Raw genomic sequence first — 14,987 nt, forward strand, 5'->3', positions numbered from 1 at the left:
ATTATAACCAATAAATAAGAGAATATGTCTCATTTATTACTGACTCAGGTGTTCGCAACATACTGCGTGCTGCGCTGCGTCAGGAGCTTACCTGGGTGAGCATTCCGTCCGATCGTTCGCGATGCCGCGCTGGTCGCTCGTCGGGTCGGGCAGGTCAGTGCGCCATCAGCAACGCCGGGCGCGGGCAATCCTCGAGAAAATAGCGCGTGACCCCACCGAACAGGAATTCGCGCATCCGGCTGCGTCCATAGGCGCCCATGATCAGCAGATCGCCGCCAAGCCTGAGCACCGCCGCAGCCAATGTCTCCTCGGTCGAGCCCTTGCGCACGAGTTCGTGCGGCACCGCCTTTATCGAGTGCCGCGCCAGGTAGCGCACGGCATCGGCGGCAGGAAAGCCGCCGGGTTTCTCGCCGACGGTGAGCACGTTCACCGAAGCGCAGCGCGCGAGCAACGGAATCGCCCCGCGCAACGCCGCCGCCACTTCGTTGCCGCCGTCCCAGGCGACGCAGGCATTGGCGACGGGAACGGACAGCGCCCTGTCATCGGGCAGGACCAGCACGGGCGTGCGCGTCGCCAGGACGACCTCGCCCGCGATCGCACTCGTGCGCGAGACGATCACGACGTCGGCAAGCCGCGAGGCGACGGCCAGGGCGGCGACGGGCTCGTCCTCGCTACGGATGACGTCGTAAGGCAGGCCGGCCTCGTGAAGTTGTGCGCGTAGCCGCGCGGCCTGGCCGTCGTCGTCGGCGAGCGCCTGCTGCATGGCATCGGAGGCGACGTAGGATCCGCCCATCGGGTCCATCGAGATATAGCGGCCGATCGGGGTATCGACGAGGAGGGTGACGTGGCCCTCGCCGGCCCGCGCCAAAGCCAGCGCTGTCTCGAGCCGGGCCGGCATCGCCGGGCTGCGGTCCGCGTGGACGAGGATGGAACGCATCGCGATCTCCCTGTTGTTCTTTTCTCCCTAGCCGTCATTAGGCCTGTTCCGCCTTGAGCGCGATCAAATCCTGCCGAAAGGCCCGCTTCCGAAAGGCCAAGTCGTGTCGCGTTCGTTCACAGCCGTCATCTTCGACTTCGGCGGTGTCATCACCGCCAGCCCCTTCGAGGGCTTCGCCCGGCTCGAAGCCGAGCGCGGCTTGCCCGCAGGGCTGATCCGCCGTGTCAACGCCGCGAACCCCGACGACAACGCCTGGGCGCAACTCGAGCGCTCGGAGATCGACACCGCCATGTTCGACGCGCTTTTCGCCGCGGAAAGCGAGGCCGTCGGCCACCGGCTGTCGGGACGCGCGGTGCTGTCGGTGATCGCCGGCGCGGTCAGGCCGGAGATGGTCGCAGCGCTCGGCACGCTGCGCGGCGCCGGCTATCGCCTCGGCTGCATCACCAACAACGTGCTCTCGGAAGAGAGCCAGCCCGGCGCGGCGTTGAAACCGTCCTACGCGGCGGCGCTCGGTCATTTCGAGCAGGTGATCGAAAGCGCAAGGGTCGGCCTGCGCAAGCCCGATCCGCGCATCTACGCGCTGATGTGCGAAAGGCTGAATGTCGCGCCCGAGGCCTGCGTCTACCTCGACGACCTCGGCATCAACTGCAAGCCGGCGGCGGCGCTCGGCATGCATGCCATCAAGGTCACCAGCGGTGCCCAGGCCCTGGCGGAACTGGCAGCGGTGCTGGGCCGGGACTTGAGCGCTACCTAAGCCTGCGAGGGCAGCGGATAAGGATGGCCATCGAGTTCGGCGGCATAAGACGCGCATTCGGGCCAGAACACGAGCCCGTCCGCGGTCCGCTCGATCGTCGCCGGATGAAGTGTGGTCGGCGATTGGCAGGTAAGCACGAGCACCGATCCCACGGGCACGCAAATCTCGTCGCACCACATTTCGATGCGCACGACCATCGAGTCGGATCCCGCATTCTGGAAACGATAGGTACCTGTCATGACGCCTGCCGGAGGCTCGCGGAGCCGATCACCTCGTGTGTCGCTACCGAGCAAGCTGTCAGATAGGCCGCACCGTCGGGCTTGGGAATATCGTAGTTCTGCGTCAGACCTTGGTCGCATGCGGCGTACCGGCAATCGCCCGGCCGAGAACCGGAATGCGTTCGCGTGATGCGCCGCGATGCGCTAGGGCGGCTCGCGCAGGCCATCGCCGGCCTGCTCGCGGCAGACAGACGATCGTGCTCCCGCTCAAGCCCCGGAGCATTCGTGATCATGGTTCAGCCCTTTCTTCCCTCCCCCTGGCGCGCGTGTCCGCGGTGAAGAGCGCGAGCGACGGCACGATGCGTGACGGCGAGGTCATGACGCTCGACGACGGCGAATGCATCGGCCGCGCGCGGGTGCCCGACGGCGTCGAACTGCGGCTGATCCGCTGCGACGACGAGTTCTCGATCGTGCTCGAAGACAACGAACTGATGAGCACGCGCGTCAGCGCCTCCGAGATCGCACTCGCGACGATGACCAGCGACCGGCTGGGCCTGCGGCATGCGTCCGAATGGCTGATCGGGGGCTACGGCATGGGCTTCACCCTGCGCGCCGCGCTCGCCGAACTCGAGGGCGATGCCTGCGTCACCGTGGCCGAAATCGTTCCCGAGATCATCCAGTGGGCGCGCGGGCCGATGGCCGAACTCACGGCCGGCTGCCTCGACGACCCACGGGTCATGCTCGTCGACGAAGACGTCGCCACTTTGATCAACGCCGCGATCGAAAGCTACGACGCAATTCTGCTCGACGTCGATAATGGCCCCGAGGGCCTGACCCGCGGGCAGAACGACTATCTCTATTCGCCGCGCGGGCTGGCGGCAGCCCGCCGCGCGCTCAAGGACGACGGTATTTTGGCCGTATGGTCCTGCGAGCCTGACACGCATTTTCCCGTGAAGCTGCGCGAGGCCGGCTTCGAGGTCGCCGAAATGCAGGTCCACGACGGACACAAGGACGATGCCGACATCCACGTCCTGTGGTTCGCCCGCAAACGCGCCGTGGCTTAGTGCCTTTCGCGCAATATCGCCTCGCCTAGCGCGAGCGGGATTTCACGATTGGCCATCGACACCCTCCCCGGTCGTCACCGCCGGAGAGGATGCCGATGTTCTCAGAACCGTCCGATTAGGGGGATCGTTCAGTCCTGAGGAATCCGCCAGCGGATGGCGCTGGTGTAGGTCGAAGCGACGCGCTTGCCCTCACCGTCGGTCGCCGGTTCGAACTGGGCACGACGCGAGACCTTTTCGCAGGTCGCCTGATCCAGTCCCGGATGGCCGCTGCTCGTGATCACCGTGCAGCTCTGCACCCGCCCGTTGGCGTCGATCGCCAGCGAGAAGCGCGTGACACCCTGATTGCCTTCGCGCAGGTCGCGGGCCGGATAGTCGTTGGTCGTCGCCCAGCCACCCGGCGCGTTGCGCGGCTTCGCGGCACGCGGGGCGAAGGTCTGAGTTGGCGAAGGTTGCGGGATCGGATCGGCACGCGGTGCCGGAGGGAAGTCGGGGATCGGCGGTAGCGATATGGGATCGGCCGGAATCTGGCGCGGCGTCAGGACGACGTCGGGCACGGGCATTCTCGGTTCGACTATGGGCTTTTCGAGTGTCGTGTCAGGCGGCGGAGGCGGAAGGGGGATAGGCGTGAGCGGAATCTGCGCGGCTTCGGTGCGCTCGGGCGGTGAAGGCTTGAAGAACTTCACGGTGAAGCCGTTGATCAGCGCGACGATCGCAGCACCCTGGATCAGGGCCACTACAGCCGTCGCCACGACACGCTGGTTCCCTCCAGTCCGGTGGTCGATATAGGCCATGGCACTCCTCTCTTATCATCACCCGAAGCCAATACTTGGGAGACTCTTATCGAGGAGCCGAATTTATCAGAATACTTTCAACTGAAAACATTTTTATACTAAGCAACCCTAGCATAAAACCTAAATGTGCTGAACAAACAATAGGCAGGCTTAGTAGTTGCGGGAACGGCCCACGCCGCTGTCAGCGCACCGCCGCCAGGGCCTTCTGCCGGCGCCGCTGAACCGAACTGCCGAGGCCGATCGCTTCGCGGTATTTCGCCACGGTGCGCCGGGCGAGATCGAAGCCCTTGGCACGCAGGAGGTCGACCAGCGCGTCGTCCGATAGGATCGCCTTGGCATCCTCGGCGTCGATCAGGCTGCGGATCGCCGCCTTGACCGCCTGGGCCGAGACCGCACCCTCGCCGTCGGCGGCGGCTACGCCCGAAGTGAAGAAGTACTTGAGCTCGTAGATTCCGCGATCGCAGAGCAGATACTTGTTCGAAGTGACGCGACTCACGGTCGATTCGTGCATGCCGATCGTCTCGGCGACGGCGCGCAGGGTCAGCGGCTTGAGCTGCGAGACGCCGTGACGGAAGAAGCCGTCCTGCTGGCGCACGATCTCGGCCGAAACCTTGAGGATCGTCTTCTGCCGCTGGTCGAGCGCCTTGATCAGCCAGTTGGCATCGGCGAGCTTTTCCGAGAGCCAGCCCTTCGACGGCTTGTCGGTGCAAGAGCCCTTGAGCTCGACGTAGTACGAACGGTTGACGATCAGTCGCGGCAGGGTCGCCTGGTTGAGCGCGATGTCCCAGCCGCCGTCGGCGCGCGCCGAAATCAGGATGTCGGGCGTCACCGGCGCGCCCACCACGCCACCGAAGCGCAGGCCGGGCTTGGGATCGTAACCCTTGAGCTCTGACAGCATGTCGGCGAGATCCTCGTCGTCGACGCTGCAGATGCGCTTGAGCCGCGCGAAATCGCCACGCGCGACGAGATCGAGATTGTCGATCAGCCGCGCCATGGCGGGATCGTAGCGATCGGCCTCCTGCGCCTGGAGCGCGATGCATTCGCCGAGCGAACGCGCGCCGACCCCGGTGGGATCGAGCGTCTGGACCAGCAACAACCCCTGCTCGACCTCGGTGAGCGCCAGGCCGAGATCCTCGGCGACGTCACGCACGGCCACGGCCAGATAGCCGGCCTCGTCGAGTTGGCCGATCAGATAGCGCGCGATCGCCGCGAGGCGCGGGTCCTCGGTCGCCGTGCCGATCTGCGCCTCGAGATGTTCGGCCAGCGTCTCCTCGCTGCTGCTGCGCTCCTCGATCGAGGGACCTTCCTCGCCCATAGCAAAGCGACTGTCGCCGCCCCAGTCGCCGCTTTCGAAGCCGCCGCCGTCGTGGTCGCCCGTATCGCGATCGCGGTCGAGCGTCGCGGGATCGATGTCGAGCGGGCGATCGTCGGCGCCGCGGCCCTCGCCGATCAGCGCGTCGACCGGCGAGCTTTCGAGGCTCGTGCGGCGCGCCTCTTCGGGAATCTCGACCGTTTCGGCGACGTTCGGCGCGGATTCGCCCATATCGAGCAGCGGATTGGCCTCGAGCGCCTCGCCGATGAAAGTCTCGATCTCGAGATTGGACAGCGCCAGCAGCTTGATCGCCTGCTGAAGCTGCGGCGTCATCACCAGCGACTGGGTCTGACGTAGATCTAGGCGGGGCCCCAACGCCATAGATCAGCCGCCGTGCCGGCGCGCCCTCACAACGTGAAATCCTCGCCCAGATAGAGCCGACGCACGTTCTCGTCGGCGACCAGCGCCTCGGGCGTGCCCGAGAACAGCACCTGGCCACCATAGACGATGCAGGCGCGATCGCAGATGTCGAGCGTCTCGCGCACGTTGTGATCGGTGATCAGCACGCCGATGCCGCGGTTGCTGAGGTCCTTCACCAGATGCCGGATATCCGCGATCGACAGCGGGTCGATGCCGGCGAAGGGCTCGTCGAGCAGCATGATGGAGGGCTTGGCCGCGAGCGCGCGCGCGATTTCGCAACGGCGACGCTCGCCGCCCGAAAGCGCCATGGCCGGGCTCGTGCGCAGACGCGTCAGGCTGAACTCGTCGAGCAGCCGGTCGAGCTCCTGCGCGCGGACCTGCTTGTCGGGTTCGATCAGTTCGAGCACGCAGCCGATGTTTTCCTCGACCGTCATGCCGCGGAAGATCGAGGTTTCCTGCGGCAGATAGCCAAGGCCCAGCACCGCGCGACGATACATCGGCAGGCTCGTGATATCGACGCCGTCGAGCAGGATGCGCCCCGCGTCGGGCTTCACAAGTCCCATTACCGAATAGAAGCAGGTGGTCTTGCCGGCGCCGTTCGGGCCGAGCAGGCCGAGCACTTCGCCGCGTGCGACCGACAACGAAATGTCGGTCAGCACCGCGCGTTTGTCGTAGGACTTGGCGATCGACACCACCTCGAGCCCGCCCTGCGGGATCGGCGGTGCCGCGCTGTCGTTCTGTCTTGCAGCCTCGGGCGAGGCCGTCTGCGTCATGATGTCGGCCATGTTCTCCGCGATGTAAGGGCCGGGCCGATGATGGGCAAGCGCCCTTTAACCACTTGGCAGGTTTTATGCATGGCAGATCGCCGCCCTGCATAGACGGGCTGCGGCGCGGTGTGGTTAACTTGCTTGATCCAGCGGCGATTCGATGATTTACTCCGCTTCCGATGTAATAAGAGAGGATTGCGAATGGCGAAGGTGTGGCAGCGCGGTTTCATCGCGCCGCAAACGGAAGCCCGTCCGAACGATGCCAAGTCGGTCGACTGGCGCCGCCGGATGAGCGACAACATCGCCTATGCCCTCCTCGTCTACACCGCGCTCCAGATCTTCGTCACGATGGGCGCGCTCAAATCGGAAGGCGCCTCGCTGCTGCCGTACCTGGCGCTCGTCGTCCTCGTCGGCGCGATCATCCCGGCCTGCCGCCGTTTCGAGCGCCGCTGGAACCGCCTGACCGAAGACCAGGCGCACGATCCGTCGATGGCACGCTATTTCCGTCGCGATCGTCTGGCGCTGTGGGTCATGGCGATCGGCCTGCCTTTCGCCCTGACCGGGCTGTTCAAGCTGCTGGCTCTGACCTTCGCCTGAGCCGCGCGCGCGATCGCGGACATGATTGCCTGGCGCGCATGACGCCGGACGTTGCCCTTCCCGCCTGCGAGGACTAGAGCCGCCCCTTCACCAGCGCGTCGTAAGCGTTTGAAGGAGTGCCGAATGCTCAGCCTCGAAGCCGCCCAGGAACGCGCGCTGGCGCTGATCGAACGGGCGCGCAAGGCCGGCGCCGACGCCGCCGACGCGGTCTATTCTGCCGACGCTTCCGAGAGCATCCAGGTCCGCCTCGGCAAGCTCGAAGACGTCGAGCGCTCCGAAAGCGAGCATATCGGTCTGCGTGTATTCAGTGGCACGCGCTCTGCCTCGATCGGCTCGAGCGACATGGGCGATGCCGCGCTCGACGAACTGGCCGCGCGCGCGGTCGCCATGGCCCGGGCGGCGCCCGAAGATCCCTATGCCGGGCTCGCCCCCGAAGAGCTGCTGACGCGCGGCCCCTTCCCCGCGCTCGATCTCGAGGACAGCGAGGAGCCCAGCCCGCCGAGCCTGCGCGCGATCGCCGAGGCGGCCGAGGACGCTGCGCGTGCGGTGCCCGGCGTTACCAATTCCGAAGGTGGCGGCGCCAGCGCCGGCCGCGGCCTCTTCGCGCTCGCCACGAGTCACGGCTTCGCCGGCTCCTATAGCACGACCAGCCGCGGGCTCTCGGCCAGCGTGGTCGCGGGCGAAGGCGCGAACATGCAGCGCGACTACGGCTGGCGCTCGGCGCGCCACGCCGCCGACCTGCCAAGCCCGCAGGAAATCGGCGCGATCGCTGGCGAGCGCGCGGTGGCACGGCTCAATCCGGGCAAGCTCAAGAGCGGCGCGATGCCCGTGGTGTTCGATCCGCGCGTCGGCGGCACGCTGATCGGCCATCTGATCGGCGCGATGGCCGGTTCGTCGATCGCGCGGCGGTCGAGCTTCCTGCTCGAACGGCTCGGCGAGCAGTTGTTCGACAGCGGCATCAGCGTGATCGAGGACCCGCATCTGGTGCGCGGACTGCGCTCGCGTCCGTTCGACGGCGAAGGCCTGGCGACCAGCCGCCGCGCGCTCGTCGAAGGCGGCCGGATCACCACCTGGCTGCTCGAAAGCGCCTCGGCGCGCCAGCTCGGCCTGACACCGACCGGCCACGCCTCGCGCGGGCACGGCGGCGCGCCGGGCGCCTCGGTCAGCAATCTGCACCTCGCCGCGGGCACGGCGAGCCCGCAAGCGCTGATGGCGGACATCAAGGACGGGGTCTATGTGACCGAGTTGATCGGCCACGGCGTCAACGGCGTGACCGGCGACTACAGCCGCGGCGCCTCGGGCTTCCGCATCGTGAATGGCGAACGTGTCGGCCCGGTGGCCGAGTTCACCATCGCCGGCAACCTGCTCGACATGTTCGCGGCGCTGACGCCGGCCAACGATCTCGAATGGTTCCGCCCGATCAACGTGCCGACGATCCGCGTAGACGGACTGACGATCGCAGGCGACTGATCGTCGTGGCGGCCTCCCCATCCGTTCACGGACGGGGAAGGAACCGTAAACTCAGGCCTTCTTCTCGGCCTGGTAGCGCTCGATCGCCTCGATCGTGACCCGGCGCGCGTCATCGGCGCCGCCCCACTTGCCGATACGCACCCACTTGGTCTTCTCGAGATCCTTGTAGTGCGTGAAGAAGTGCTCGATCTGCTCCATGACGATGCCGGGCAGGTCGTCCTTCTCGGCGACGTCGGAATAATAGGGGAAGGTCTTGTCGTCGGGCACGCAGACGAGCTTCTCGTCGCCGCCGGCTTCGTCTTCGAGGTTCAGCACCGCGATCGGCCGCGCGCGGACGACGCAGCCCGGTACGAAGGGCGAGCGCGCGATGACCAGCGCGTCGAGCGGATCGCCGTCGGGCGAGAGCGTGTGCGGCACGAAGCCGTAGTTCGCGGGATAGCGCATCGGCGTGTGCAGGATGCGGTCCACGAAGAGAGCGCCCGATTCCTTGTCGAACTCGTATTTCACGGGTTCGCCGCCGACGGGCACTTCGATGATGACGTTCAGGCTCTCGGGCGGGTTGTCGCCCGTAGGGATCAGGTCGATACGCATGGCCGGGCACCTAGCCGGGGCCGTGCTGCGCCGCAACAGCAACCTTGCGTGCGGCGCGTCAAAAGCGCGGTTTTCTGCTAGAACACCGTCTAGCCGCTGCCGCCGAGCACGTTGATCGTGAAAGCGATCACGCCAATGTTGAACACGAAGGCCGCGAAGCTGTGCAGGATCACCACCTGACGCAGTCTGGGCGCGGTGACCGCCACGTCCGAGGTCTGGAAGGTCATGCCCAGAGTGAAGGCGAAATAGGCGAAGTCGGGATAGGTCGGGGTCTTGGTGCCGGGAAAGTCCAGCCCGCGTGCATCGTCGCCCTGCCCGCCGCGCCGGTAGAAGTCGTGGGCGTAATGCAGCGCATAGACCGAATTGGCGAAGAGCCAGATCAGCACGAGCGTGCCCACGAGCTTCGCCGCGGCGAAAGGATCGCCCCCGCGGACGTGGCTTAGTTCGCCGCTGACCGCGATCATCACCACGACGGTGAGCAGCGAGGTGATGACGAGGACCATCAGCCGGTTGGCGTCGTTCTCCCCCGCATGGCGCCGCATCGACTCGGCCCGGCTGTCGCGCAACAGCGGCGCGAGCGAGACGAGGAAGCACAGCGCCGCGCCGTCGAAGGCCAGGGCGGCGGCATCCTGCCAGTCGTCGCCGAAACCCCAACGCACCGCCACGAAACCGGCAACGAGCAGCACCACGAAGCCGATGAAGCGCGCCGGCGCCACGCGGTTGCCCAGCGATCGGCGCGCGACGGTCACTTGTCCGGCGTTCCCCTCCGCGGCGCCAGCAAGCTGTCCAGTGCCGCCGTGCCGCGCGCCGAGGCGCGCTCGAGCCAGGGCCAGCGCAGCCCACCCTTGTAGGTCACGGGCATGGTCAGGAAGCGGTCGCCGCGCTTGATCAGCAGTTCGATCGGTCGCGATCCGGTCTTGGCCTGGGTGATCGCCTGCTTGAGCTTGTCGTGGTCATAGGCACGCCCGTTGACCGCGACGATCTTCGCGCCCGTAACGACACCCGCGTTGAAGGCCGGGCCGTCCCACTGCGTCGCGGTGACCGTGCCCTCGCGATCGAGCGACAGGCCGAGCGAATAGGTCAGGCTCAGAGTCTTGGCATCGTCCATCCGCGCCTTGTCATAAGCGTTGGGCTCGTCGCGCCAGACCAGGCGATAGCCGCCCTTCTCGATCCCCGCGAGCGGCGCGGGCAGGCCCGTGCCTTCGATGCGGGTGCGCAGGAAGCCGGCCCAGTCGTAGCGATAGACCGAGTCGAGCGTCGCGACGACGTCGGCGAACTCGTAGGTCGCGGTCGGCCCGTCGCCCTTGTAGGAGAAGAAGGCCCGCGCGAAGTCGTCGAGCCCCTTGCGGCCGCTCGTGCCCGCGCGGATGATCTGATCGGCCTCGAGCCAGACCAGCGCGCCTTCGTTGTAGTAGTCCTCGCTGCGCGCGAGCGTGCCGTAGGGCTTGGGCTTGCGCGCGGCGAAGACCGGATCGAAGGTCGTGTCCTCGACCGAGCGCCACTTGCGCCCCGGCTGTTCGGCGTAGTTGCCCGCCTGGCTGGCGAACATGCCGAGCACCATCTCGCGCGACTGCACACCCGATCGCGCCGCGTGGACCAGCCCCCAGAACTGCGTCTGGCCTTCGTAGACCCAGAGCAGGTCGTCCTGCATCGGCTGACGGTAATCTGGCGTCCACAGCCGCGCCGGGCGCCGGTACTTGCCGTTCCAGCTGTGCGCGAACTCGTGCGGCAGGACGTTGCGGTCCCAGTCCATGCCTTCCCAGTCGATGAAGTTGCGCGGCTCCATCTGGTTCTCGCTCGACCGCAAGTGCTCGAGGCCGATGCCGCCCATGCGGTCGGTCAGGGCCAGGAGGAATTCGTAGCGATCGAAGGCTGGACGGCCGAAGGTCGCCAGGGTCTCGTCGACCATCGCCGTCAGCCGCGCGAGGTTCGACGGCGCGATCGCGAGCAGTTCGGGCTCGTCGGCGATCGTGTTGAGCGTGACCTTGTGGCCGAGATCCCACTTGCGGAAATGCTGGCCCGCGAAGAGCGGCGAATCGACGAGCGTCTCGTAGTCGGTCTCGGCCCAGCGAACGGTGTCGCCGGACACGGCCTGGCCGTCGAGCGCGGTCGCGGCGGTCCAGCCTTTGGGCAGCACCACGTTCGGCTTGACGCGGATGCGGCGGACATAGTGCCCGGCCGGATAGAGGCTCATCTTCTCCCACTGAAGATTGAGCATCTCCTGCGTCACCGTGATCCGCCCCTCGGAAGTCTGCAGCGGCGAGGTGTGGACGAACTTCACCACTAGTTCCTTCGCGCCTTCGGGCAGTTCGACATGGAAGGCATAGACCTCGACCGGATCGCGCCGCCAGGCGACGGGCTTGCCGTCGACGGTGAAGCGCAGATCGGCAAGCTCGGCCAGCGGCCCGCGCGGACCGTGGTTGCCCGGCAGCCACTGCGGCAGCAGCAGCGTGATCTTGCGCGTGCCCGCGGCCAGCGGGATCGTTTCGGTCACGCGATAGGCGCCGCGCTGGGTATCGCTGGCGTCGATGTCGAGCCGGATCGTCCCGCCCGGATAGGCTACGTCGACCGCATCGGGCACGGCGCGCACGATCGGTTGGGCGATCGGACCGGCCGATGTCGCGCCTTGGGCCTGGGCGGGGGCGGGGGCGGAAAGGGTAAGCGGAAGGGCCGCGATCAGCGCGGCGGCAGGTATCAGACCTCTCATGCTGACATTCATGGCGGCAAGTGCGCATATCCGCAACCGCGACCCCGCGCAGGGCACGCTTCACCCGGTTACAAAGTGTTGCCCACCGTCCCGCCATGCGAACCCGCCACGCTTTCCTGCCGCGAAAAATGGGGCTAAGCGCGCGCCAATGAGCAATACGCCACAGGCCATTCGCGGCACCCAGGACATTTTCGGCGCCGAAGCCGAAGCTTTCGCACGCGTCGTCGAGACCTTCGAGCGGGTGCGCAAGCTCTACCGCTTCCGCCGCGCCGAAATGCCCGTCTTCGAAAAGACCGCGGTGTTCTCGCGCTCGCTCGGCGAAACCACCGACGTGGTCTCGAAGGAGATGTATTCGTTCGAGGACCGCGGCGGCGAATCGCTGACCCTGCGCCCCGAATTCACCGCGGGTCTGGCGCGCGCCTTCCTGACCAACGGCTGGCAGCAGCACGCGCCGCTCAAGCTCGCGACGCACGGCCCGCTGTTCCGCTACGAGCGGCCGCAGAAGGGCCGCTATCGCCAGTTCCACCAGATCGATGCCGAGATCATCGGCGCGGCCGAGCCGCAGACCGACGTCGAGCTGCTCGCCATGGCCGACCAGCTGCTCAAGGAACTCGGCATCGCCGATGGCGTCACCCTGCAGCTCAACACGCTCGGCGACGCACCGAGCCGCGAGGCCTGGCGACTGGCACTGATCGACTATTTCCGCAGCCACGCAGCGAACCTGTCCGAGGACAGCCAGAAGCGGCTCGAGCTCAACCCGCTGCGCATCCTCGATTCCAAGGATCCCGCGGACAAGGCTTTCACCGCCGACGCGCCGAAGATCGATGACTATCTCTCGGCCGAGGCGCAGGACTTCTTCGGCGCGGTCACCGCGGGCCTCGACGCCGCCGGCGTCGCCTGGACGCGCGCGCCGGCGCTGGTGCGCGGGCTCGACTACTACCGCCACACGGCCTTCGAATTCGTCACCGACCGGCTCGGCGCACAGGGCACCGTACTCGGCGGCGGCCGCTACGACGGCCTGATCGAGGCGCTGGGCGGACCGCACACGCCGGCGGTCGGCTGGGCCGCGGGGATCGAGCGGCTGGCGATGCTGGTGGCTGATGCGACGGGCGTGACGGAAGCCAAGCCAGACGTCGTCGTCGTCGCCGAACACCGCGACTTCGAGACCGAGGCGCTGAAGCTGGTCACGCTCTATCGCCGCAACGGCATCGCCGCCGAACTCGTGACGACGGGCAGCCCGAAGAAGCGCTTCGACCGCGCACGCAAGCTGGAACCCGCGGCGATCGTCTCGCTCGACCTGCGCGACGGAGCGCCGTCGCGCGCGCTCAAGCTGCTCACCGAAGCTCATGCGAACACGGCCGGCATCCAGAGCGTCTACGACGCCTATCTGACGGGTTCTGCGTGAGCGTTTCCGACGCCCGCCTTGCCCAGATCGCCGCGCGCCACGCCGAGATCGAGGCGCGGCTCGCCTCGGGCACGCTCGAGGGCGCCGAATTCGTCGCCGCGAGCCGCGACTATGCCGAGCTCGAGCCCGTGGCCAAAGCCGCGCGCGCGGTCGTGTCGATGCGCGAGGAACTGACCAGCCTGCAGGCGCTGGGCGAGACCGATCCCGAAATGCGCGCGCTCGCCGAGGAGGAGATCGCCAGCCTCAAGGCCGAGTTGCCCGAGGCCGAGCACAAGCTCTCGATCGCCATGCTGCCGCGCGATTCGGCAGACGCGCGCCCGGCCATGCTCGAAATCCGCGCGGGCACTGGTGGCGACGAGGCCGCACTGTTCGCCGCCGACCTCTATCGCATGTACGAGCGCTATGCGGCGGAGCAGGGCTGGAAGATCGAGATGGTCTCGGCCAACGCCAACGAGCTCGGCGGGTTCAAGGAAGTCGTCGCCAACATCGCGGGCACCGGCGTCTTCGCGAAGCTCAAGTTCGAGAGCGGCGTGCATCGCGTCCAGCGCGTGCCCGTGACCGAGAGCGGCGGGCGCATTCACACTTCGGCCGCGACCGTCGCGGTCCTGCCCGAGCCCGACGAGGTCGACGTCCAGATCGATCCGGGCGATCTCAAGATCGACATCTACCGCGCCTCGGGCGCGGGCGGCCAGCACGTCAACACCACCGATTCGGCAGTGCGGCTGACGCACCTGCCCACGGGTCTCGTCGTCATCCAGCAGGACCAGCGCAGCCAGCACAAGAACAAGGACAAGGCGATGCAGGTTCTGCGCACGCGCCTCTACGACCTGCGCCGTGCCGAGGTTCAGGGCGCCGAGGCCGAGGCGCGTAAGGCCATGGTCGGTTCGGGCGACCGGTCCGAACGCATCCGCACCTACAATTTTCCGCAGGGCCGCGTGACCGACCACCGCATCAACCTGACCCTGCACCGCCTGCCCGAGATCCTCGAAGGCCCGGGGCTCGTCGAGCTGATCGACGCGCTGATCGCCGAGGACCAGGCCAAGCGCCTGGCCGCGATGGATTCGTGACAATCAACGAAGCGTTGCGCACCGCCGCGACGGTGCTTGAGGAAACCAGCGACACCCCCCGTCTCGATGCCGAACTGCTGATGGCCGAAGCGCTCGGTGTGTCGCGGTCCGACCTGCTGCTACGTCACACAGGCGACGTCGCTCCCGCCAGCTTCGCCGCGTTGCTCGAACGGCGGCGCGGACACGAACCGATCGCCTATATTCTGGGCCATCAGGAGTTCTTCGGGCTCGAATTCCGCGTCTCCCCTGCCGTGCTGATCCCGCGCGGAGACAGCGAGGTCGTGGTCGAGGCGGCGCTGGCGGCGCGGCCCGATGCCGGGCGCGTGCTCGATTGCGGGACCGGCTCGGGCGCACTGCTGCTGACCGTGCTGCACCGCCTGCCCCTGGCACAGGGCGTCGGCATCGATCGATCGTCCGAGGCGCTGGCCATGGCCCAGGGCAATGCCGAGCGACTGCATCTGGCCGACCGCGCGCGGATGATCGCCGCCGACTGGGACCAGCCGGATTGGATCGAACCACTCGGCGGGGCGTTTGATCTGATCCTCGCCAATCCACCCTATGTCGAGGATGCGGCACCCTTGGCGCCCTCGGTCCACGCGCACGAACCGCACGGCGCGCTTTTCGCCGGACCCGAAGGGCTCGACGCCTATCGCGTGCTGATCCCCCAGCTGCCGGCGCTGCTCACGCCCGGCGGCGTGGCCGTGCTCGAGATCGGCGCGACCCAGGCCGAGGCGGTCGCCGCGATCGCCGCCGAAGCCGGTTTCGCGCACCGCCTGCACCGCGATCTCGGCGGGCGACCGCGCGTAGTCGAACTTTCGCAACAGCAATAAAATTCCGCTTGGCATTTGCCCGCGCGATGCTTATCTCCCCTTGTGACCAGCGGATGG

At 67.3% G+C, this 14,987-nt stretch carries 15 protein-coding genes; 7 read left to right on the forward strand and 8 right to left on the reverse strand.

What is annotated here, in order from left to right; translation table 11 throughout:
* Positions 1 to 154: 154 nt before the first annotated feature.
* Positions 155 to 937, reverse strand: a complete 783-nt coding sequence (locus tag WG901_RS22530; RefSeq protein ID WP_339589387.1) for a universal stress protein — start codon at positions 935 to 937, stop codon at positions 155 to 157.
* Between the two features lie 103 nt (positions 938 to 1,040).
* Between WG901_RS22530 and WG901_RS22535 the strand changes: the two genes are divergently transcribed.
* Positions 1,041 to 1,691: an HAD-IA family hydrolase gene (locus WG901_RS22535; RefSeq protein ID WP_339589388.1), complete on the forward strand. Its 651-nt coding sequence runs from the start codon at positions 1,041 to 1,043 to the stop codon at positions 1,689 to 1,691.
* On the opposite strand, the gene WG901_RS22540 is transcribed toward WG901_RS22535, so the two are convergent.
* Positions 1,688 to 1,930, reverse strand: a complete 243-nt coding sequence (locus tag WG901_RS22540) for a hypothetical protein (RefSeq protein WP_339589389.1) — start codon at positions 1,928 to 1,930, stop codon at positions 1,688 to 1,690. The genes WG901_RS22535 and WG901_RS22540 overlap by 4 nt on opposite strands.
* A 356-nt stretch (positions 1,931 to 2,286) precedes the next feature.
* Here WG901_RS22540 and WG901_RS22545 point away from each other — a divergent pair, with 356 nt between their 5' ends.
* On the forward strand, positions 2,287 to 2,973 hold the full coding sequence (locus tag WG901_RS22545) for a spermidine synthase (RefSeq protein WP_339589445.1): 687 nt from the start codon (positions 2,287 to 2,289) through the stop codon (positions 2,971 to 2,973).
* A 128-nt stretch (positions 2,974 to 3,101) separates the two neighbouring features.
* On the opposite strand, the gene WG901_RS22550 is transcribed toward WG901_RS22545, so the two are convergent.
* The 3 genes from WG901_RS22550 to lptB form a co-directional block, all read right to left on the reverse strand.
* Positions 3,102 to 3,764, reverse strand: a complete 663-nt coding sequence (locus tag WG901_RS22550) for an energy transducer TonB (protein WP_339589390.1) — start codon at positions 3,762 to 3,764, stop codon at positions 3,102 to 3,104.
* 181 nt (positions 3,765 to 3,945) lie between these two features.
* Entirely contained in the window at positions 3,946 to 5,457 is a 1,512-nt protein-coding gene (gene rpoN / locus WG901_RS22555) for an RNA polymerase factor sigma-54 (protein WP_339589391.1), read from the reverse strand.
* A gap of 26 nt (positions 5,458 to 5,483) precedes the next feature.
* On the reverse strand, positions 5,484 to 6,281 hold the full coding sequence (gene lptB, locus WG901_RS22560) for an LPS export ABC transporter ATP-binding protein (protein WP_339589392.1): 798 nt from the start codon (positions 6,279 to 6,281) through the stop codon (positions 5,484 to 5,486).
* Positions 6,282 to 6,464: 183 nt separating this feature from the next.
* On the opposite strand from lptB, the gene WG901_RS22565 reads away from it, so the two are divergent.
* Both WG901_RS22565 and WG901_RS22570 read left to right on the forward strand, forming a co-directional pair.
* Positions 6,465 to 6,860, forward strand: a complete 396-nt coding sequence (locus tag WG901_RS22565; protein ID WP_339589393.1) for a hypothetical protein — start codon at positions 6,465 to 6,467, stop codon at positions 6,858 to 6,860.
* Positions 6,861 to 6,983: 123 nt separating this feature from the next.
* Positions 6,984 to 8,330 carry a TldD/PmbA family protein gene (locus WG901_RS22570; RefSeq protein ID WP_339589394.1) on the forward strand — a complete coding sequence of 449 codons (1,347 nt, stop codon included), beginning with the start codon at positions 6,984 to 6,986 and terminating at the stop codon, positions 8,328 to 8,330.
* 51 nt (positions 8,331 to 8,381) lie between these two features.
* On the opposite strand, the gene ppa is transcribed toward WG901_RS22570, so the two are convergent.
* The 3 genes from ppa to WG901_RS22585 form a co-directional block, all read right to left on the reverse strand.
* Entirely contained in the window at positions 8,382 to 8,921 is a 540-nt protein-coding gene (gene ppa, locus WG901_RS22575; RefSeq protein ID WP_339589395.1) for an inorganic diphosphatase, read from the reverse strand.
* 89 nt (positions 8,922 to 9,010) lie between these two features.
* Positions 9,011 to 9,670 (reverse strand): DUF1345 domain-containing protein, encoded by a 660-nt coding sequence (locus tag WG901_RS22580; RefSeq protein WP_339589396.1) that lies wholly within the window; start codon positions 9,668 to 9,670, stop codon positions 9,011 to 9,013.
* Positions 9,667 to 11,628, reverse strand: coding sequence for a M61 family metallopeptidase (locus tag WG901_RS22585; protein ID WP_339589397.1), 1,962 nt, complete (start codon positions 11,626 to 11,628; stop codon positions 9,667 to 9,669). Before WG901_RS22585 ends, WG901_RS22580 begins: the two co-directional genes overlap by 4 nt.
* 148 nt (positions 11,629 to 11,776) lie before the next feature.
* Between WG901_RS22585 and hisS the strand changes: the two genes are divergently transcribed.
* Genes hisS through prmC form a run of 3 tightly spaced genes read left to right on the forward strand, consistent with a single transcriptional unit; the run spans position 11,777 to position 14,930 of the window.
* Positions 11,777 to 13,033, forward strand: coding sequence for a histidine--tRNA ligase (gene hisS, locus WG901_RS22590; RefSeq protein WP_339589398.1), 1,257 nt, complete (start codon positions 11,777 to 11,779; stop codon positions 13,031 to 13,033).
* Positions 13,030 to 14,100 (forward strand): peptide chain release factor 1, encoded by a 1,071-nt coding sequence (gene prfA, locus WG901_RS22595; RefSeq protein WP_339589399.1) that lies wholly within the window; start codon positions 13,030 to 13,032, stop codon positions 14,098 to 14,100. Before hisS ends, prfA begins: the two co-directional genes overlap by 4 nt.
* A complete protein-coding gene (gene prmC / locus WG901_RS22600; protein WP_339589400.1) occupies positions 14,097 to 14,930 on the forward strand; it encodes a peptide chain release factor N(5)-glutamine methyltransferase in 834 nt (277 codons plus the stop codon). Before prfA ends, prmC begins: the two co-directional genes overlap by 4 nt.
* Positions 14,931 to 14,987: the final 57 nt, after the last annotated feature.

Source organism: Novosphingobium anseongense, from assembly GCF_037482895.1.
Taxonomy (GTDB): Bacteria; Pseudomonadota; Alphaproteobacteria; order Sphingomonadales; family Sphingomonadaceae; genus Novosphingobium; species Novosphingobium anseongense.